Consider the following 18790-nt stretch of genomic DNA (forward strand, 5'->3'; position numbering starts at 1 on the left):
AAAGTAAGCTAGGCAAGCAATGCTCGGTCGATGAAAACGGTTTGCTGCAATCGGTTGGATTCGTAAGCGGCTTTGACCACTTCCAAAGTCCGCAGCCCATCCAGCCCTGAAATGGACGGTGCCCGTTTTTCCTTGACCGCTTGTACAAAATCGGCAATCAGCCGCGCGTCCATATCCACAGCCCACGGAAGCTGATTCAGCTTTCCTGCCTGGTCGTTGTAGTGGAGCAAGTGCTGACGGAAGACGTCTACTTCGACCGTTCCTTGCGTGCCCACGATCCGCATCGTCACATCGCCCCACGTGGGGAATGTTTTGGGACGCGACCAGCTTGGATCGATCCCGACGATCACACCGGATTCCAATACCAGTGAAACCATGCCGCAGTCTTCTACCGCCAACTGATGGAACCGCGTATCCAGCTCGGCGTAGACGCTTTTCACCTCATCCGCAAGCATCCAGCGTACGAGATCCATCAGGTGGACGATATGGTCGGTTGCCGCCCCGCCGCCTGACTGCTCTTCTTCCACAAACCAGCCGCCCGGCATCTGCCCGTGATTCGTGCTGTTGATAGCGAGAATTTCCCCGAGCGCTCCCGATTGCACCAGCTCTTTTACACGCTCGATCGCGGGCGCAAAGCGAACCGGATACGCCACTTGCAGGATCACCGCTTCCGCTGCGCACACCCGGATCATTTCCTCGGCATCCGGGACGGTCGTTGCGATCGGCTTCTCGCATAACACATGCTTTTTGGCTTTGGCGCAGGCGAGCACGTGCGCTTTGTGTCTCGCGTTTTCCGAGCAGACTACGACTGCTTCGATCGGAGACTGCAAAAACGCGGCCAGATCGCGGTAATATTTTGCTCCATAAGCAGCGGCCATCGCTTCACCGCGAACGGGATCGTCGTCCCAAATCGCGTGCAGCTCCGCATCTGGATGATTTCGCAGGTGTGCGGCATAGCTTTGCGCGTGCATATGAGCAAAGCTCAGTATTCCTACCTTCATTGGGCAACCTCTCCTTTTGCCAGACTGACAGGCTTTCCGGCCTTCGCTGACTCGCTGGCTGCCTGGGCGATTTCTTTTGCCAGCAACCAATCGCGTACGGTCATGCCAGCAGCCGCTTCGCCTAAAAGGTGTCGGACGAGCTGCTCCCGCTGCTTCTGTAAAGGATCAATCCCGGCGTGACTTCCTTGTTCCGTCTGACCTGCAACCGCCTGTCGGTCCGTGCCACCCCTGCTCCAGCGGATCGGCAAACTGTCGCGGCTGTCGTGCAGCAGCATCCCTGCGTCACCCGTCAGCTCGAAAAACGTGTGCTCGGACGAGTCAGCCTGAGACAGCTCCACCTGTGCGATCGCACCATCACGCATCCTCAGGATGATTAGCGCATACTGGAGCAGCTGCCCCGTTGCCACCTCGCGCGCCACCTTGTTTGCCTGCACGCGCTCCACCTCGCCGAACGTCCAGCGCAGCCAGTCAAACTCGCGCATGCCCAGACTGGAAAAGATACAGCCATCCTCGCTTGCATGGGTTCCTCGCCGCAGCCGCAATACGCCTGGCTTGCCAATTGCCCCGCTTACAACCTGTTCACGCGCCTGCGCGTACTCCGGCGAAAAACGCAAGGAGTCCGTCAAGTACATCACGCAGCCATTTTGCTCGCACAAGTCTGCTGCCGCCACAAGCTGCTGATCGGACATCCCGGCGTGCTCGTCCAGGAGTATGTTTACGCCTGACTGAGCGGCATGCGTGACCCATGCTCCTTCCACTGTTCCGGCAAATTCCACAAGCTCCACTTTTTCCTCCGCCAATAAACAACGCAGCTCCTGCAAGCTTTGCGCATGGCCAGCCACCTCTACTCCGTAAATTTGCGACCAGCTTGCCTGCCGCTCTTTCGCAGAGTCATCGGCACCGGCCACTGCTACCTTCACCATGACGCCAGACCTCCTTTTCCCCTGATCCGCTAAAGCGAAAATTGGAACACATCCTGCAACAAAATGGCGGCTGCCCCTACGACCTCGACATCCTCTCCAAGCGAATTTGGCCGGATTTCCAACTCTTCCGTCAATATGCCGTGGGCGTACTCACACACGTATTCGCGCACCTTTTCGATCAACAGCCCGTTTTCAAAAGCGATCTCGCCGCCCAAAATGATGACCTCCGGATTGAACAAATGAATCAGGTTCACCATGCCAGCAGCCAAATAAGATGCGGTTTCCTCCAGGATGCTGACAGCGAGCGCGTCTTTTTCAGCCAATGCTTGCCGGAACATTTTCGCGTTGATTTCGTTGAGGTCATCGTGGGCCAGCGCCATGATGCTGCTCGCTTTCCCTTTGGCGAGAGCGGAAAGCAGCTTCGAGTAGATCGCGGGCCAGCTCACGTAATTTTCCAGGCAACCGATGTTGCCGCAATCGCAGCGCATGCCTGCCCGATCAATCGTCGTATGCCCAAACTCTCCGGCGCCGCCTTTGTAGCCGCGATAAATCGCTCCGTCCATCAACAAGCTCGCGCCCAGCCCGTCGCCAATCGTCACGTACAGCATGTTTTGATAATGCCGGAAATGTCCGAGAGTCTTTTCCGCGAGCAAATAAGCATTCGTATCATTGTCCACCCACGTGTCTACGCCGAACCGCTGCTCAACCATTTCCTTCACAGGAGCGTCCCGCAATCGCAGCTTTGGATTGTAGCGAATCACGCCCTTTGCCGAGTCCACAATTCCTTGCGTCACAATCGAGATGCCCATGCAGTTGTCCAGGCTGCCTGCCCGGGACAAAAACCGCTCTATGACGTCCATTAAAAATGCCAGCACGCTGTCGCCTTGATTCAGCTTGATCGGATAAGCTTCCTTTTTCCTGATCCGCGCCTCCAAATTCATCTGGGCAATCGTCAGCTTGGAGCCGGAAATCGAGATTCCGATCAAAAAGCGGCTGTCCGGCGAAAACTGAACCAAAATCGGCTTTCTTCCCCCGTTCGATTCACCGACTCCAACCTCGCTCACCAAAGCGTCGCGGATCAGGTCGCTGACAGCCGAAGTGACCGTTGTCGGGCTTAGCTTGTTCCGCTTCGCGATTTCACTTCGGGAAATGGGGCCGTATTGACGGATGGTGTCCAAAATAATCGATCGATTCAACTCCTGGATCAGCTTCAAGTCGCCCGTCCTTCGCTTGACTCCATCCCTTTTATTCATCGCTATCTCCCCTGCCGCGCATGCCGCTCACAGATGGCACGCGACCAGATGATCGTCTTCGGCCGCCTTTCGCAAATCTGGCGGAGTTGTCCGGCAAATTTCCATCGCGTATGGACAGCGCGTATGAAACAGGCAGCCGGGCGGCGGATTGACCGGGCTTGGCACATCCCCTTGCAAAATGATGCGCTCCCGCTTGGCACGCGGATCGGGGATCGGCACGGAAGACAGCAACGCTTTCGTGTACGGGTGCTGCGGGTTGGCAAAAAGCGTTTCTTTGGGCGCGGACTCCACAAGGCTGCCCAAATACATCACGCCGATTTTGTCGCTAATATGCTCCACGACACTCAGGTCGTGCGAAATGAACAAATACGTCAGTTGGAACTCTTCCTGCAAGTCTTTCAGCAGATTGAGGATTTGCGACTGAATGGACACATCCAGCGCAGATACAGGCTCATCCGCCACGATCAGCTTCGGTTTCAGGATGAGGGCGCGGGCAATCCCGATGCGCTGGCGCTGCCCCCCGCTGAACTCATGGGCGAACTTTTCCGCGTGGTAGCTGTTCAAACCGACGACTTCCAGCATCTCGGCGACAGTCCGCTCCCGTTCCTTGACAGACAGCTTCGAATGAATGATCAGCGGCTCCGCCACGACATCGCGGATTTTCATCCGTGGGTTCAGTGACGCGTACGGGTCTTGAAACACCATCTGCACTTGCTTGCGCACCTCGCGCAGCTTCGTCTCGTTCATTTGCGAAATCTCTTCGCCGTTGATCCAGATTTTGCCCTCATCCGGGGTCAACAGCCGCGTAACCAGCCGCCCTGTCGTCGACTTGCCGCAGCCGCTTTCGCCGACGAGACTGAACGTCTCGCCCTCCTTGATTTCAAAAGAAACGCGGTTGACCGCCTTCACGCTTTTCTTGCTGGAGAACAGGCCGCTGTCAATCGGAAACGTCTTTTTGATCCCGTCTACCACAACCAGTGGCTTACGCATTCGCCCCCCTCCCTTCCTCGTCGTAGAGCCAGCAGCGGCAAAAGCGGTTCTCGCCCACGCCGGCAATCGCAGGCTCCTGCTCCCAGCAGATCGACATGGCCTCCTTGCAGCGCGGGGCAAATTTGCAGCCTTTGGGCATGTTGTTCGGCGTCGGTACATTGCCTGGAACAGAATCAAGCCTGTCGCGCTTTTGTCCGATTTTCGGCACAGAGCCAATCAACCCTTTTGTGTATGGATGCTTTGGCTCGTCAAACAGGTCGTAAACGGACGCTTCCTCCACCACCCGCCCGGCGTACATGACGACGACGCGATTGCACATCTCCGCCACCACGCCCAGATCGTGCGTAATCAACAGCATCGACATATGCTCATCGGCCTGGAGCTGCTTCATGACGTCCAAAATTTGCGCCTGGATCGTCACGTCGAGCGCCGTCGTCGGCTCGTCGGCAATCAGCAGGTTGGGACGGCAGGACATCGCCATCGCGATCATGATGCGCTGCCGCATCCCCCCTGACAACTGGTGCGGATACTCTGCCAAAATTTCTTTGGGGCGGGGAATCCCTACTTTGGTCAGCATGCTGACTGCGTGCTCCCGCGCCAGCTTATCCGAATAGCCGAGGTGCAGCCGGATCGCTTCTGCCAGCTGCTCGCCGATTTTCATCACCGGATTGAGCGAAGTCATCGGCTCCTGAAAAATCATCGAGATTTCTTTTCCGCGAATTTGCCGCATGTCGTTCTCTGACATGGACAACAGGTTGGTGCCGTTATAAACAATCTCGCCTTGGGTGATTTCGCCCGTCGTATCCTTGAACAAACGCATGATCGAAAGCGAAGTCACGCTTTTGCCGCAGCCCGATTCTCCGACCAGACCGAGCACTTCGCCCTTTTTTATATGAAAGCTGACGTTGTCGAGTACGACCGTCTTGCGGTCATCCCTCGTGAACTGTGTTTGCAGATGCTTAACCTCGATGATGTTTTCACTCATCTGCCCCAACTCCCTCGTTTAGTTCTTCGTTTTCGGGTCCAGAATGTCACGCAGGCCATCCCCTACCAGGTTGAACGCCAGCACAGACAGGAAAATCGCCAGACCGGGAATCATCACCACGTGGGGAGAAGTCGCGAGGTAATCGCGGCCCATGCTGAGCATCGCTCCCCAGTCGGGACTTTCCGGCTTTGCGCCCAGACCGAGAAAACTGAGACTGGAAGCTGCCAGGATAGACGTGCCGATCCTGAGCGAAAAGAAGACGATCATGCTGGATACCGTCTCCGGAAAAATGTGGCGAAAAATGATCCGGCTGCTTTTGGCCCCCATGGAGCGCGCCGCTTCCACAAAGACGGCTTCTTTGGCTGCCAGCGTATTGCCGCGAATCAGCCGGGCAAAAGACGGTATGCTGAACACAGCCACGGCCACCACGACGTTTGTCAAACCGGGGCCGAGAATCGCGACGATGGCAATAGCCAGGAGCAAGTCAGGAAAAGCGAACATGACATCGCTGCCGCGCATGATCAGCCGATCGATCCAGCCGCCATAGTAGCCGCTGCACAAGCCCAAAATCGTCCCGATGACAGCCCCGACAAACACAGAGGTAAAGCTGACGCCGAGCGAAAGGCCCGCCCCGACAATAATCCGGCTCAAAATATCGCGCCCGTACTCATCCGTTCCCGCCCAGTGCGCCAGGGAAGGCGTCTGGAGCGTTGCATCGTAGTTTGGCTCGTACGGATCGTAAGGAGCGATCACTGGTCCGAAAATCGCGACCAGCACTAAAAACAGGATAAAAAATCCGGCCCAGAACGCCGTCTTTTGCTTTTTCCACTTTTTCCAAAACTCGCGCGCCCTGGAGCTTTGCTTGTCCAGCGTGACAACAGTCGTCTGGCCGACTTCATTTACTACCTCCATTTCCTTCGCTCCCTTCGCTTAGCTTTCATAACGGATTTTCGGATTGAGCGCCTTGTACAGGATGTCTACCAGCAAGTTCACGAGGATAAACTCCAGCGAGAACAGCAAGATGACAGCCTGCACAACCGGATAGTCGCGAAAAGCGATGGAATCGACCAGTAGCCGCCCCATGCCCGGAATGCTGAACACCGTCTCGACCACGACCGAACCGCCCAACAAAAATCCGAATTGCAAGCCAGCAATCGTCACGACGGGAATCATCGAGTTTTTCAGCGCATGCTTGCGAACGACGACCGACTCCTTCAAGCCTTTCGCCCGACCTGTACGGATAAAATCTTCTTTCAATGTTTCAAGGAGAGACGAGCGGGTAAACCGGGCCAGCATCGACATGATTCCCGCCCCCAGCGTAAGCGAAGGGAGAACGTAGCTTTTCCAGCCATCCACTCCCCCGGTCGGAAACCAGCCGAGCGTGACGGAAAAAATTTGTATGAGAATGAGCCCCAGCCAGAAGCCGGGCAAGGAAATGCCGGAAATCGCGGTCAGCATTCCGACGTAGTCCGGCCATTTGTTGCGAAAGACTGCGGAGACGGTTCCGATGAGCAGCCCCAGAACGAGCGCCCAGCCCAGGCTCATAGATGTCAAATTCATCGTGATGGAAAAGCGGTTGGCGAACATGTCGCTGATCGGCAGACCTGTTTTCAAGGAATGGCCCAGGTTGCCCGTGAGCAAGTTCTGCATATAGGTGGCGTACTGGGAAAGGAGCGGCTTGTCCAGCCCAAGCTCCTGACGGACGCGGGTGATCTCTTCCAGCGTAGCGTCTTTTCCAGCCGCCAGACGCACAGGGTCGCCCGGCACGAGATGGATGAAGAAGAAAATCAAGAGAGACACGACGAAAATGATCGGGATGATCTCCATGAGCCTTTTTACGATGTAACGGAACATTGAGCGGTTCCTCCTAATGGATGGGAAAGCCACGCGGCATGCAGCGTCATGGCATTCCTTCTCCCCAAGACTTTTCTTGCAACCAGGACGTAATAGGAAAGCAGCGTTGGGCTGTGAGCAGCGACCCAACGCTGCCAGAAAAACCTTATTGGAATGCCGCTTCCCTCACATAGATGCCGCCGCTTGGCGTGATGTAGACGCCGTTTACGTTGGCGCGTTTGCCGTACAAAATCTCGTCGACAGCCAGGAAGATCCATGGCGCATCTTTGAATACATTTTCCTGAACGGCTCCGTACAGCTCTTTTTGCTTGTTCTGGTCAGACGATTGGGTCGCTTCCTTGATGCTCTTGTCTACGATGTCACTCTTGTAAAAAGCGGTGTTCGCTCCTGCTGGCGGGAAGTTTTCGCTGCTGAACAGAGAGCGCATCGCGTTGTCCGGATCAGCGGAAGACCAGCTTACGTACCACATATTCATCTTCGCTTCTTCCGGAGACTTGATGCCGTAGATTTCATCCGAGAGCGTCGCTTCCTCCATCGACTTCACCTCGACGGTTACGCCGATTTTTTGCAGCTGTTGCTGAATGAATTGCATGCCTTTCATCGTATCGGAGTTCGTGTTGCCCCAGATTTCCGTGGTGAAGCCATTTTCGTAGCCTGCTTCCTTGAGCAGTTGCTTCGCCTTTTCGATGTTGTACTCATAAACACCCTGCTTGGCGTAATGTGCAATCGTCGGCGACATGATCGATTCGAGCTGCGTGCCGTATCCGGCTTTGACGACTTTGATGAACGCGTCCTTGTCGACGGCGTAGTTGATGGCTTGACGCACACGCAAATCATCGAACGGCTTTTTCAGCATGTTGATCGAAACGTAACGGGTGATCGTGGAAGGCGTGCGCTCTACCTTGACGCCCTCTGCTCCGCCCAGCGTCTCCGCTTGCTGTTCAGGCAACGGATAGATGACGTCTGCTTCGCCCGTTTTCAGCATCGCTACGCGCGAGCCGTTTTCCGGTACGGGCTTGTAGACGATTTTTCCTACTTTGGCTGCACCTTTGTTCCAGTGATCCTGGTTCAGTTCGACGGTCAGATGGTCGCCCTGCACCCATTCCACAAATTTGTAAGGGCCGGTCCCGACCGGATTTTTGGAAATTTCCTTGCCGTACTTCTCCAACGCTGCCGGGCTGATGATCCCTGTCGTGAACTTGTTGATCATCGCGGAAAATGGCTGGTTCAGCGTCACTTTTACCGTGTAGTCGTCCACCACTTCTGTGCTCTTGATGTATTTGTAGTTGCGGTAAGCCCGCAGGTTGTTGTCTTGGTTGCTCATGCGGTCAAAGTTGATTTTGACAGCTTGCGCATTGAACGGCGTCCCGTCATGGAACTTGACGTTTTGACGAAGCTTGAACGTATACTCGGTGGAATCTTCGTTCACGGAATATTCAGTCGACAAACCCGGTATAAGCTTCAAGTCTTTGTCGTAAATCAGGAGTCCTTCAAACATGGCCGACTGCACACCGCTGGACAAAGCGTCTCCGGTGTTTTGCGGGTCCATCGTGATGAAGTTTTCGTTTACGGCGATCACCATCTGATCTTTCTGCGGTGCTCCCGTACTCGCCCCTGAGTCGGGCGACGATGCTGCCGGAGTCCCTCCCCCTCCTGAACTGGAACATCCAAAAAGTAATGCCACTGAAAAAAGTAAGACAGATGCTGCTCGCAAATACGCTGCTTTTTTCATTTCCCTTTTCCCCCTTACAAGGTTCTCCTTATGGTAGCAATCTGGATGTCCGTCATTGGGTACAGCATGGATGCGGTTTCACGATTTACGGTGTGAAAACGACTTCGCGGCCGGTCTGTGCCGACTCGTAAATGCCGCAGAGAATTTTCATCATCTCTACGCCGTCTGCGACTGGGCTGAGCGTCTCTTTTTCGCCCAAAATGTATGCGATAAAATGATCGATTTCACTTTGAAAGCCTTGCTTGAAGTCAAAAGACAGCTTATCCATTTGCGGAGTGACATTGAGGATGGTGTTGTGTTTTTCCGCAATGATGGACAGCTCCGGCTCCACCTCTGCTCCGCCCTTGTCGCCGTACAGCTTGACGGACAGCTCTTCTTTTTTGGCGTGCAGCGTGTAGCTCACATCGACGAACAGGGACGCGCCGTTTTCAAAGCGGATCAAGGCGTTCGCCATGTCTTCCACCGTGTTTTTGCCGGGATCGTAGTCGGCCGCCTTGTAAAAAGACAAATGCTTGACGTTGGCCCGGTTGCCGAGCTTGTTGTATGTATTGCCGCTCACCGTCGCAACTTTGGGACAGCCCATCATGTACCAGCACAGATCAATTACGTGGACACCGAGGTCAATCAGCGGCCCGCCGCCCGATCTTTCCTTGTCCGCGAACCAGCCGCCGGGATTGCCCAATCGGCGCAGGCAAGACGCTTTGGCGTAATAAATCTCGCCCAAATCTCCTGCATCGATGAACTGTTTGAGCAGTTGAGCGTTCGTATCGTATCTTCTGACGAAGCCCACCTGGAGCAGCTTGCCGCTTCGTTTGACCGCTTCTTCAATTCGCAAAGCAGATTCTACCGAGGTGCTGAGCGGCTTTTCCAGCAGTACGTGCTTGCCAGCGTCCAGCGCAGAGATGGCGAGGTCTGCGTGTGTGTTGTTCCAGGTGCAGATGCTTACTGCGTCGATTTGCGGATCGGCGAGCGCTGCCTCGATGTTGCTGTAGTAAGTCGCTGCCTGGTACTTTTCCGCTTTTTCCTTGGCGCGCGCTTCGTTGAAGTCGACAACCGCGTGAAGCTGCACGCGTTCATTTTGCTGATACGATTGCAAATGCATGTCCGAAATGGAGCCTGCCCCGATCACCGCAACCTTTACTTTTTCCATGCGGATGTATGCCTCCTTGCGTTAGCAAATTGCTAATTTATTTTTTCAGTGGAGTTATTAATTGAATGATACGAAATAATCTTAATTTTGGCAATACATATTCTGCTAGTAAGCAGGAAGTTTTCCCTCGGACTGCTTCGCTGCAAACAACAGACCTGCTGCCCCGATTGCTCCAGCCTGAATCCCGACTTGCTGCCGCTCGATTCGCACCTGCCGCGCCATGGACTGGATGCCCCGCTCCCTGACGCTGCGCTTGACCTCCCGGAGCAAAATATCCGAAGCGTTCATCACGCCGCCGCCAAAAACAACCACTTCCGGATTGAACAAATGAATCAGACTGGTCGTGCCGATCCCCAGACAATACCCGGCACGCTCGATAATCTCCACGCTGTAGCGATCTCCCGCCAGCGCCGCTTCCCCGATTTCTTTTGCCGTCGGAAAAGCGCCCGCCGCAAGCGAACCGCCTGTCCACTCGCGCTGCTCCTGCTCCAGCTGGTGTTTGACCAGATGTTCGAGCGCCGTACCGGAGGCATACAGTTCGAGACAGCCCCGATTGCCGCAACTGCACAACGGACCGTTCCAATCGATCGAGATGTGTCCGAACTCCCCGGCGCTGCCGTCTTTCCCCTGCACCAGTTGGCCGTCACTGATGATTCCTGCACCAACGCCTGTGCTGACTGTGACGTAAATCATGTTTTGCGCGCCCCGGCCCGCTCCCCACATCCACTCCGCTACTGCCGCGGCATTGGCGTCATTGATGAGCTGCGCCGGAAGAGCGAATTTGTCTTCGATCAGCTTGCCGATCGGAACGTGCTCCCAACCGAGATTGCCGGCGAAAATGACCTCCGCAGCCTTGCTGTCGATGACTCCGGCGGAAGCTATGCCGACTCCGCGCACCTTTTGCCGATCAGCATTCGCTGTCCCAAGCACGCCTTCAATCGCCGCCAACACTCTGTCGATCACGGCCCGCTCGCCGTCTTGCGAGGAAGTGGGCAGCACTGTGCTGTTGATCATTTGCCCGCTCTTGTGCACCAAGCCCGCCAATATTTTCGTCCCGCCCAAATCAAGCCCAACCGCATACTCGTCCTGTTCCACGCGAGTCCACTCCTTTTTGTTGCTGCGTCTGTTGCAAGATGATTGCTGGCACTTTATTATTTTCTCCATTGGCTTTATAAAGTTACTCACCTCTAGTTGTATCACAAGCGAAAAAGAAAATAAAGGATTCGCACTTTTTAAAATATTTTTTGTGCGCAAAAAAACCCCTTCCTGCCAGACCGCAGAAAGGGCTTCCTTCGTTGCTGTTTACTTGAACCAGCCTTTTTCCTTGAAGTGCATGATCGCTTCAATCCGGTTGCTCACGCCGAGCTTGTCGAGAATCACGGAAATGTAGTTGCGCACCGTTCCCGTCGTAATGAACAGCTGGCTGGCGATTTCCTTCGTGTTTTTGCCGTCCGCAATCAGCAAAAGCACTTCCTTTTCCCGCTCTGTCAGCGGGTTTTCCTGCCCATACGCTTCATCGACCAATTCCGGGGCATAAATTCGTCTGCCCGCCATGACGCTGCGGATCGAGCTTGCCAGCTCTTCGCTGGGGCTGTCCTTGAGCAAATAGCCGTTCGCTCCGGCCTTCAAGGCGCGCTCGAAGTATCCCGGACGGGCAAAGGTCGTCAAAATCATCACTTTGCAGCCGCTGCCCTTCAGCTCCTCAGCAGCGTCCAAACCGCTTTTCACAGGCATTTCGATATCCATGATGCAAATATCCGGCTTATGCAGGTGGACGAGCTTGACGGCATCCTCACCGTTGCTCGCCCTGCCGACGACCTGCATATCCTCTTCCAGATCGAGCAGAGAAGCCAGAGCACCAAGCAGCATGCGCTGATCCTCTGCAATGACGATGCGAATCATGCTCACGCCTCCTTTTCCGGTTGTTTGAAGCTGTTGGGCACCCGCAGTACGACTTGTGTCCCGGCCTCCGATGATAAAATGTCCATGCTGCCGTTCACAAATTCCAGCCGCTCACGCATCCCGCGCAGTCCATTTCCGCGGCAAGCCGCTTGCTCCACCATTCCGCTGCCGTTGTCCGCCACGCGCACAATCAGATCCGTACGAGACGGCTCGATGGTGATGGAACACCGGCTGGCGTTGCTGTGCTTGATAACATTTGTCACAGCTTCCTTCAAACACATGCTGAGCACCGTTTCCGTCATCAAGGACGTATTGTTCAAATCCGGGTCGCCTTCCAGCGCAAACTCGATTTCAGCCGCCTTGAGAATTTGCCTGATCCGAAACATTTCCTCGGTCAGCCGCGTCCCGCGCATTTGCGTAACCATTTCCCGCACTTCTTTCAACGCAATTCGCGCCGTCTGCCTGATTTCCTCCAGCTCAGTCTGTGCCCGAGCCGGATTTTTGTAGATCAGCTTGCTGGCGAGATCGCTTTTCAGCCCGATCAAAGACAGCTTTTGTCCCAGCGTATCGTGCAAGTCGCGGGCAATCCGCTGGCGTTCCTCCAGCTTGACCAGTTCGGAAATCCGCTTGTTGGCGTGATTCAGCTCACCTTGCAGCTTCTCCCGCTTGTTCCAGTTGTACGTGGTCACTGGCAGCAAAATGACAGCGATCAGGCTGACGAGCACAAACGGAAGCTGGTTGAAAAGCTGCGCATTTTTCGAAAGGAAGCCCATGTTGATCGTCGCAAAGGTGCTGATCAGATGGATCGTATACAGCGTGATGAACCCGATCTTGTTCTGGATGTTCCCGATGAAAAAGGCCAGGAACAGCGCGAAGTAGACGTAGCCGAACATGACGGTCATCGCGATCGAGATCACGATCTGCAAACTGGTCCAAAAGTAGATCAGCCACCCTTTGGAGAGAAACGACAGGACGTAGCAGACGAAAAACAAAAGAATCATCACGATTCCGCTTGCGACCTCGTACGTAGACGACGAGCGGAAAATGAAGTAAAACGGCAGGATGTAGAAGACAACCCACACATAAGGGCTAAGGCCCGTGTTTTTTTGCAGAATGTGATACCACTTTTGCATGTATGCCCACCTTTTTCTTCGCCACTACTTATCAGTGTATCGGAATGAAGGAGTTTCGGGCAGGCTTATTTTCCTTCCAGACTCGTTTTTTGGCTGTGCAACGCGTCCATAATCGCCCCGGTCGAAGCTTGAATCTGCTTGATTTCCTTGAAGCTCACAAACTGCTTTCTCTCTTCGTCCCACAGGCGGAAGCTCAACGATTTCAGGCTGGAAGACAATGTAATCGTCGTCGCCATTTGCAGCGGCGGCGTCCCGTTATGTGCCTTTTCCAAATTGTAGTTTGGCACCTTTGGACTCAAGTGATGCACATGGTGAAAGCCGATGTTCCCCGTGATCCACTGCAAGACGCGCGGCAGTTTGTAGTACGAGCTGCCTTCCACAGCAGCTTTGACGTAGCTCCACTCTTCTTCGTTTTCAAAATACGAATCCTCGAACTGGTGCTGCACATAGAACAGCCAGATTCCGAGCAACCCCGAGATAAAAAAGACAGGAACCTGTATGAGCAAAAACGCTTGCCAACCGATCGCCCAAGCGAGAAGCGCATACAAGCCGACCAAGAGCACGTTGGTCAAGTACGTGTTCAGCCGCTCTTTGCGGCGTGCCCCTTTGCGATTGAAGCGATATTGCAGCGCGAAGACAAAGAACGGGCCGATCCCGAACATGACGAGCGGATTGCGGTAGATGCGGTAAGCGATTTTGCGCCAGAGCGGAGCCGCGAGGTATTCGTCCACGGTCAAAATCCAGATGTCGCCGACACCGCGCTTGTCGAGGTTGCTGCTCGTGGCGTGGTGAATCGAATGGCTTTGCTTCCACTGTTCGTACGGCACGCAAGTAATCACGCCCGTAATCGTGCCGAGAATGTCATTGGCCCGCCGGCTTTTGAAAAAAGACTGATGGCAGCAATCGTGAAAAATGATGAAGGTGCGAATGACAAAACCTGCTGTGATGATGACCAGCGGCAACGTCAGCCAGTACGAGACGGACAGGCTGAGATAGGCACCGTACCAAAGAAAAAGCAAGGGAACAATCGTGTTGATCATTTGGCGAATACTCGATTTCGTATCCGTTTTTTCAAAGGGAGCCACATTCTTTTTCAACTGGGCGATGTTCGATTGATGCATCAATTGGTTCCTCCTCGATATGAAGCGCGTATGACTGGATGACCAGACGCAATTTTCTATCTTTATTGTAGAAAATGCGCTCGGTTCGCTGTAGTCATAAACGTCAAGTCGAGGGTATGACAAATGTCATGGTTGAACAAATCAACTGGAAATTTCAGGATATGTGAACACTCACGAAAAATACTCCAACAAGTAAACCGTCTGCTCTTCCGGCTTGAGCAAAGCAAACACCGTTCCGCCGCCGATGACCGACATGAAGCGGAAGCGCTCTGTCGCGCCGCATACCATGCTCTCCTCGATCCCGTAATCGTGGGTGACATTCCACTGCAAGTTCATGAAAAACTCTCCGCTCATCTCCCGGGCTGTCTCCTGATCGATCAGGACGTCGGAATCGTCGTGCCCCCAGTCCTCCGTCAGCTCCGTGATGTGCCGAAACTCGCCAGTCAGCTCGTAATGGTACTTCGTAAACTCATAGCTGTAGAAGCCTTCGACATAATAGTCCACGTCAAAATCAGCCAGCTCGGCCAGCCCGTCCATGATTCGTTCCTTATACGCCTTGAGCGTTACTTTATCCTTCAAATATTCCTGCTTGTTTTGGGCAAAATCAGCCTGCAAATAGGCGTGGACTTCCTCCACATTTCCTCCGCCGAAGACGTCCAGGTTGCCGAGAAATTCGTACTTGCCCGCCACGTAACGGAAGCCGAAAAAGTTGTTCTCGGCGTGTTTGTACTCTTTCTCGCAGTAAAGGCCATCTGTGCCGAGCAGATGAAGCTGGTAGACACTTCCCTCGTGCAGATGAGAAAACGTGAGCAACGGCCGGAAATAGCAAGCGAGCCGCTCATCCACAAAAACCTCGCTCGCTTTCGGATACATGATCACTTTTTGTTCCTGCTGATTTTTCTCCATGTTTCTCTCCTCCACTTCTCTCTTTGGCAATTTTTGTCTCTATCTACATCCACGTACCGAAAAGGTCTTGTACTGCCTGCCTGGAATAGCCATCCTCGCCCCGCCAGTTGACTATCGCGAAAAAGTCGTTTTTTCCGCCGCGGCCCGGCCTGTCTTTGGTCGTCGCCAAAATGCCTGCCGACGCGAGAATTTCCATGAATGCGTCCCGCTCATTTTTGCTGGACGGAAAAAGCCCGGCAAGCCGCTTCTCCAGTTGACGTGCAGCATCTGTAGGCTCGCAGCTTTCAATCGCGGCAAGCACCTGGCGCCAGATCGCCACGTCTGCCACTGTGACTTCCAGCTCCAACTCCGGCTCCTTGCTCATGAGCTGCAAATCTTGCAACACATACGGAAGGTAATTCAAACGAACGCCGCCCCACTTGTGTCTTTCAAAATTCAGCACGTTCATATCTTCGTCCGTGTACGATTCCAGACCTGCGATATGATAGCTGTCGCATACATAGCAATCTCCGTACATGGCGTAGGCAACCCCGTTTGCTGGAGCGGTGTAGCGGCCTGCATTGCTTTCAAACGAATGCTGCACAAACTGACGGGTCAATACCCAGCTTGCGAGTGCGCTGCGCAAGTGAATTTTTCGGGTGGACAAGCTGTGCAAAAAGGCTTTCGCCACCTTCTCCTTCGTCACTTGTTCGTGCAATCCCACGATTTGCCGCACCGCCTCATCGTGGTGAATCGTGAGCGGATCGAACATCATCCCTTTGCTTTTTGCATAAACAAAATCTTCCCCCTCGTATACATAAGGACGGTCTTTCCAGCCTTGGCTGCTCCAGAATGTCTTCAGCAAAATTTGCTTCGCTTTTTTATCCATAGAAGGTTTCCTCCGATTTCTTTTTCCCTTCCATATTTTAGCGCATAATTTGTTCCTGACTATCAGACTATAAGCCTCATTTTCCAAAATTTATCGTCTGGAACTGCCATCCCCAAATAACAACAAGACCCCATCCAGCTGACGGATGAGGTCTTGTGTTTTTGTTTTGGCTTTAAGCCGCTATTATTTTACGTCGAGGCGCTTCATGATGTCGTCGAGCAACAAGTTCGCTGCTTTGACGCCGCCTGCTGTGTTCCAGATCGTTTCGCTTACTTGGAATACTTGATTGTTTTTCGCCACGTTCAACGATTTGAATACCGGGCTGTCCATCCATTTTTTCGACATTTCGGTGATCGCTGTGTCGCCTTTCGCTTCCGATACCCAGTAGAACAGGACATCCCCGTCCATTACAGACATGCCTTCTTCGGAAACAAATTCCGCGAAGTTGTCTACATTTTGCGAGTCTGGACGCGCTACACCCAACTGGTCGAGCAAAACGCCGCTGAACGTATCTTTTTGATAAATTTGCACGCCTTTTTTCGAGTATTTCACTACAGATACTTTCGTTCCGATCTTGGAACCGAGCTTCTCTTTCGCAGCTGCTACGCGATCGTCGAACTCTTTGAGCACTTTCTCGCCTTCTGCTTGCTTGTTCAACGCTTCTGCGTACAGCTTGAAGTTGGTTTTCCATCTGCCGGACAGCTCTTCGGAGAACACGGTTGGCGCAATTTTGGACAGTTGATCGTACACTTTCTCGTGACGAACTTTGTTACCGATGATCAGATCAGGGTTCAGTCCGACGATGGCTTCGAGGTTCGGTTCATTTTCAAAGCCCAAAGCCTCTACTCCTGCCATCTCATCCTTGATGTGATCGTACCAAGGCTCGCCATCCCACGATTGCACAGCAGCAACTGGTTTCACTCCCAGTGCCAGCAAAGCTTCTGTACCTTCGTTGGTCAGGATGACAACGCGTTGCGGTGTCCCTTTGATTTTGGTAGTACCCATGGCGTGCTTGACTTCGCGCTCAGCGTTGGCATCTGCTGCCGGAGCGGTTTGAGCTGGCGCTGTGCTTGTTTCTGTCGCCGCCGCTGGCTGGGTTTGCGTTTGTTGCGCCTGGTTGGCTCCGCCTCCGCAACCTGCCAGAACAACCAACATGCAAAACGCGAACAAGCTGGTCATAATATGGCGCATGGAACGTGCGCTAGTCTGTCTTTTCATAACGAGATATGCCCCCACTTCTATCGTTCACTTGATTGATAACAATTATCAATTGATAGTATATAGAGACTGCTCGCGCTTTTCCATGCACGCCATTGTCCGTTTTATATGGACGGGATTGCCTTCAAAAAATACGACATGCAATTGTGGATCATGTACTCCCTGCCGAGCGGTCCCCACGGGTCCCAATCTCTTGTTTCCGGATAGTAGACCTGTTTCTCGCGCACGGCGCGCAAGCTTCTCCACAACGGATTGTGCCAGAGACGCTCCACGTGTTCTTTTTCGCTCCAGAACAGGATGATTCTCTCCGGGTCCAGCTCAAGCAGCGTCAGCAGGGCATCGGGTTTGTACGAAGCGTGCGTCACGCGAGGATCGGGCTGGAAGCCGAGCTTGTAGTAAAACAGGTCAGTCAACGCATGGCCTTCCGTTCCGTACAGCCGCACCTCGTCTTCCAGCACTCTCACGATCGTCCAATGACCTTTTCGCGTAACCGGGAGCAGCGCGTCTTTTGCCTGTTTTTCCACTTTGTCTACATGGTGGATCACCCGTTCGGCCTGGCTCTCCTTGTTGAAGACGGTCGCAAGCTGAAGCTGGTACTCGTACCATTTCAAATAGCCGTTGAAAATGACTGCCTCGCCCAGCTTCGACCACTGCCGCTGCTCCTTCTCCGCGCCCGTGTCAATCTGCACGATCACATCCGGCGACAAGGACAAAATATCTTGCGGCGTAATGTTCTGCTCCGCATTGAGCGCCTTCGTGCCGCGCAGACGCTGCTGCAAATAAATCGGGAATCCGGTTCTCGTCGAAAAATAATTTGGAAAAGAAGGAGCCGCAATCGGCTGGATGCCAATCGCCAGAAAATGATCCTGCAAAAACAGCTTGCTCGCCACAGCGACTCGCTGTCCTGCCTGCTTCATGTAGATTTGCGGCGACAAGCCTTCGCGCTTTTTGAACAGGCGGCTGAAATACAGCTCATCCGAGAAGCCGACGCTGCGCGCTACATCTTTGACCCGATTGGCGGAGGAAGATTCGCAGAGCATCGCTTTCGCCTCGTCCATTCTCAGCTGCGTCAAATACTCTCCCGGCGTCATTCCCACCGCCCGCTTGAACGCGCGGCAGTACGAGCTTGGCGTAAGACCAGCCAGCTTTGGCAAAGCGCCAAGATCCAGTGCTTCGCGAAAATGCTTTTTCATATAGTCAATCGTCGCGGCAACAGAGGTGTCGCCTCCCTGCTGGCGAGCTTTTTGCTCCTCGCAGGCGGTTGCAAGCAAATCGCAGAACAGCGCCTGCGCACGCAAATACGAGACGCAATCTTCTTCCGCTTCCTGTCCCAGCCGGAACAGCTCCTCCAGCTTCGCCGCGAACGACACTGCCGAAGAGACAGGAAATACTTCCGCTCCTGACCACTGTTCGGCTGGATGCGGCTGCTCTGTGTGCAGCGCCACTTCCTCATCCCTGCCAGTGCTCGTGACAGCTCCCAGCGCTCCCGTCCGTGCGTACTGCAATCGGTACATGTGAACCGGCCCCGCGTGGAAAACCAGCTCGTCTACGTGCATCGCAGGAGTCAGCATGATGAGCTTGCCTGCTTCCAGCACATGCTTTTTCGCGTTGACGGTAATTTCCCCGCTTCCCTCCGCCACGTAGCACAGGACGTAATCACTCACTCGCAGCTGCTCCAGACGAAACCCTTTTTTCAACCGATGCTTGCGAAAAGCTGTCCATACATATGCATGACAATTCCGGCCATTCCTCAT

Annotated in this window: 17 protein-coding genes; all 17 read right to left on the reverse strand. The window is 53.9% G+C overall.

Annotated elements, in window-relative coordinates:
* Window positions 1-8: 8 nt before the first annotated feature.
* The 17 genes from DEP07_RS20550 to DEP07_RS20630 all read right to left on the reverse strand — a co-directional run bounded on the left by DEP07_RS20550 (window position 9) and on the right by DEP07_RS20630 (window position 18790).
* The gene (locus DEP07_RS20550; protein WP_287102949.1) at window positions 9-1001 is read right to left on the reverse strand and encodes a Gfo/Idh/MocA family protein; all 993 of its coding nucleotides are present in this window, start codon (window positions 999-1001) and stop codon (window positions 9-11) included.
* Window positions 998-1924, reverse strand: coding sequence for a Gfo/Idh/MocA family protein (locus tag DEP07_RS20555; protein ID WP_287102950.1), 927 nt, complete (start codon window positions 1922-1924; stop codon window positions 998-1000). Before DEP07_RS20555 ends, DEP07_RS20550 begins: the two co-directional genes overlap by 4 nt.
* Before the next feature lie 29 nt (window positions 1925-1953).
* Entirely contained in the window at window positions 1954-3177 is a 1224-nt protein-coding gene (locus tag DEP07_RS20560) for an ROK family transcriptional regulator (RefSeq protein WP_287102951.1), read from the reverse strand.
* A gap of 27 nt (window positions 3178-3204) precedes the next feature.
* Window positions 3205-4167, reverse strand: coding sequence for an ABC transporter ATP-binding protein (locus DEP07_RS20565; protein ID WP_287102952.1), 963 nt, complete (start codon window positions 4165-4167; stop codon window positions 3205-3207).
* Complete coding sequence (locus tag DEP07_RS20570) at window positions 4160-5152, reverse strand: ABC transporter ATP-binding protein (protein ID WP_281869600.1); 993 nt, start codon at window positions 5150-5152, stop codon at window positions 4160-4162. Before DEP07_RS20570 ends, DEP07_RS20565 begins: the two co-directional genes overlap by 8 nt.
* Window positions 5153-5170: 18 nt before the next feature.
* Window positions 5171-6064: an ABC transporter permease subunit gene (locus DEP07_RS20575; protein WP_063230612.1), complete on the reverse strand. Its 894-nt coding sequence runs from the start codon at window positions 6062-6064 to the stop codon at window positions 5171-5173.
* An 18-nt stretch (window positions 6065-6082) separates the two neighbouring features.
* On the reverse strand, window positions 6083-7006 hold the full coding sequence (gene nikB, locus DEP07_RS20580) for a nickel ABC transporter permease (protein ID WP_287102953.1): 924 nt from the start codon (window positions 7004-7006) through the stop codon (window positions 6083-6085).
* Window positions 7007-7151: 145 nt separating this feature from the next.
* The gene (locus DEP07_RS20585) at window positions 7152-8738 is read right to left on the reverse strand and encodes a glutathione ABC transporter substrate-binding protein (protein ID WP_122966314.1); all 1587 of its coding nucleotides are present in this window, start codon (window positions 8736-8738) and stop codon (window positions 7152-7154) included.
* An 85-nt stretch (window positions 8739-8823) separates the two neighbouring features.
* The gene (locus DEP07_RS20590) at window positions 8824-9888 is read right to left on the reverse strand and encodes a Gfo/Idh/MocA family protein (RefSeq protein WP_287102954.1); all 1065 of its coding nucleotides are present in this window, start codon (window positions 9886-9888) and stop codon (window positions 8824-8826) included.
* 105 nt (window positions 9889-9993) lie between these two features.
* The gene (locus tag DEP07_RS20595) at window positions 9994-10983 is read right to left on the reverse strand and encodes an ROK family protein (RefSeq protein WP_173598690.1); all 990 of its coding nucleotides are present in this window, start codon (window positions 10981-10983) and stop codon (window positions 9994-9996) included.
* 207 nt (window positions 10984-11190) lie between these two features.
* Window positions 11191-11790 carry a response regulator transcription factor gene (locus tag DEP07_RS20600; RefSeq protein WP_063230618.1) on the reverse strand — a complete coding sequence of 200 codons (600 nt, stop codon included), beginning with the start codon at window positions 11788-11790 and terminating at the stop codon, window positions 11191-11193.
* A gap of 2 nt (window positions 11791-11792) precedes the next feature.
* Complete coding sequence (locus DEP07_RS20605) at window positions 11793-12923, reverse strand: sensor histidine kinase (RefSeq protein WP_122966317.1); 1131 nt, start codon at window positions 12921-12923, stop codon at window positions 11793-11795.
* A 65-nt stretch (window positions 12924-12988) separates the two neighbouring features.
* Complete coding sequence (locus DEP07_RS20610) at window positions 12989-14044, reverse strand: fatty acid desaturase (protein ID WP_122966318.1); 1056 nt, start codon at window positions 14042-14044, stop codon at window positions 12989-12991.
* Between the two features lie 171 nt (window positions 14045-14215).
* Window positions 14216-14950: a hypothetical protein gene (locus DEP07_RS20615; RefSeq protein WP_122966319.1), complete on the reverse strand. Its 735-nt coding sequence runs from the start codon at window positions 14948-14950 to the stop codon at window positions 14216-14218.
* A gap of 43 nt (window positions 14951-14993) precedes the next feature.
* Complete coding sequence (locus DEP07_RS20620) at window positions 14994-15818, reverse strand: hypothetical protein (RefSeq protein WP_281869605.1); 825 nt, start codon at window positions 15816-15818, stop codon at window positions 14994-14996.
* Between the two features lie 183 nt (window positions 15819-16001).
* Window positions 16002-17036, reverse strand: a complete 1035-nt coding sequence (locus tag DEP07_RS20625) for an ABC transporter substrate-binding protein (RefSeq protein WP_173597151.1) — start codon at window positions 17034-17036, stop codon at window positions 16002-16004.
* Window positions 17037-17140: 104 nt separating this feature from the next.
* Window positions 17141-18790 (reverse strand): helix-turn-helix domain-containing protein, encoded by a 1650-nt coding sequence (locus DEP07_RS20630; protein WP_429827512.1) that lies wholly within the window; start codon window positions 18788-18790, stop codon window positions 17141-17143.

Source organism: Brevibacillus sp., assembly GCF_003521185.1.
Classification (GTDB): domain Bacteria; phylum Bacillota; class Bacilli; order Brevibacillales; family Brevibacillaceae; genus Brevibacillus; species Brevibacillus parabrevis.

What these genes read in the sequence shown, in the direction of transcription:
- DEP07_RS20550 (WP_287102949.1), bottom strand. Translation starts at nt 1,001, where the DNA reads ATGAAGGTAGGAATACTGAGCTTTGCTCATATGCACGCGCAAAGCTAT.
- DEP07_RS20555 (WP_287102950.1), bottom strand. Translation starts at nt 1,924, where the DNA reads ATGGTGAAGGTAGCAGTGGCCGGTGCCGATGACTCTGCGAAAGAGCGG.
- DEP07_RS20560 (WP_287102951.1), bottom strand. Translation starts at nt 3,177, where the DNA reads ATGAATAAAAGGGATGGAGTCAAGCGAAGGACGGGCGACTTGAAGCTG.
- DEP07_RS20565 (WP_287102952.1), bottom strand. Translation starts at nt 4,167, where the DNA reads ATGCGTAAGCCACTGGTTGTGGTAGACGGGATCAAAAAGACGTTTCCG.
- DEP07_RS20570 (WP_281869600.1), bottom strand. Translation starts at nt 5,152, where the DNA reads ATGAGTGAAAACATCATCGAGGTTAAGCATCTGCAAACACAGTTCACG.
- DEP07_RS20575 (WP_063230612.1), bottom strand. Translation starts at nt 6,064, where the DNA reads ATGGAGGTAGTAAATGAAGTCGGCCAGACGACTGTTGTCACGCTGGAC.
- nikB (WP_287102953.1), bottom strand. Translation starts at nt 7,006, where the DNA reads ATGTTCCGTTACATCGTAAAAAGGCTCATGGAGATCATCCCGATCATT.
- DEP07_RS20585 (WP_122966314.1), bottom strand. Translation starts at nt 8,738, where the DNA reads ATGAAAAAAGCAGCGTATTTGCGAGCAGCATCTGTCTTACTTTTTTCA.
- DEP07_RS20590 (WP_287102954.1), bottom strand. Translation starts at nt 9,888, where the DNA reads ATGGAAAAAGTAAAGGTTGCGGTGATCGGGGCAGGCTCCATTTCGGAC.
- DEP07_RS20600 (WP_063230618.1), bottom strand. Translation starts at nt 11,790, where the DNA reads ATGATTCGCATCGTCATTGCAGAGGATCAGCGCATGCTGCTTGGTGCT.
- DEP07_RS20605 (WP_122966317.1), bottom strand. Translation starts at nt 12,923, where the DNA reads ATGCAAAAGTGGTATCACATTCTGCAAAAAAACACGGGCCTTAGCCCT.
- DEP07_RS20610 (WP_122966318.1), bottom strand. Translation starts at nt 14,044, where the DNA reads ATGCATCAATCGAACATCGCCCAGTTGAAAAAGAATGTGGCTCCCTTT.
- DEP07_RS20615 (WP_122966319.1), bottom strand. Translation starts at nt 14,950, where the DNA reads ATGGAGAAAAATCAGCAGGAACAAAAAGTGATCATGTATCCGAAAGCG.
- DEP07_RS20620 (WP_281869605.1), bottom strand. Translation starts at nt 15,818, where the DNA reads ATGGATAAAAAAGCGAAGCAAATTTTGCTGAAGACATTCTGGAGCAGC.
- DEP07_RS20625 (WP_173597151.1), bottom strand. Translation starts at nt 17,036, where the DNA reads ATGAAAAGACAGACTAGCGCACGTTCCATGCGCCATATTATGACCAGC.
- DEP07_RS20630 (WP_429827512.1), bottom strand. Translation starts at nt 18,790, where the DNA reads ATGAGGAATGGCCGGAATTGTCATGCATATGTATGGACAGCTTTTCGC.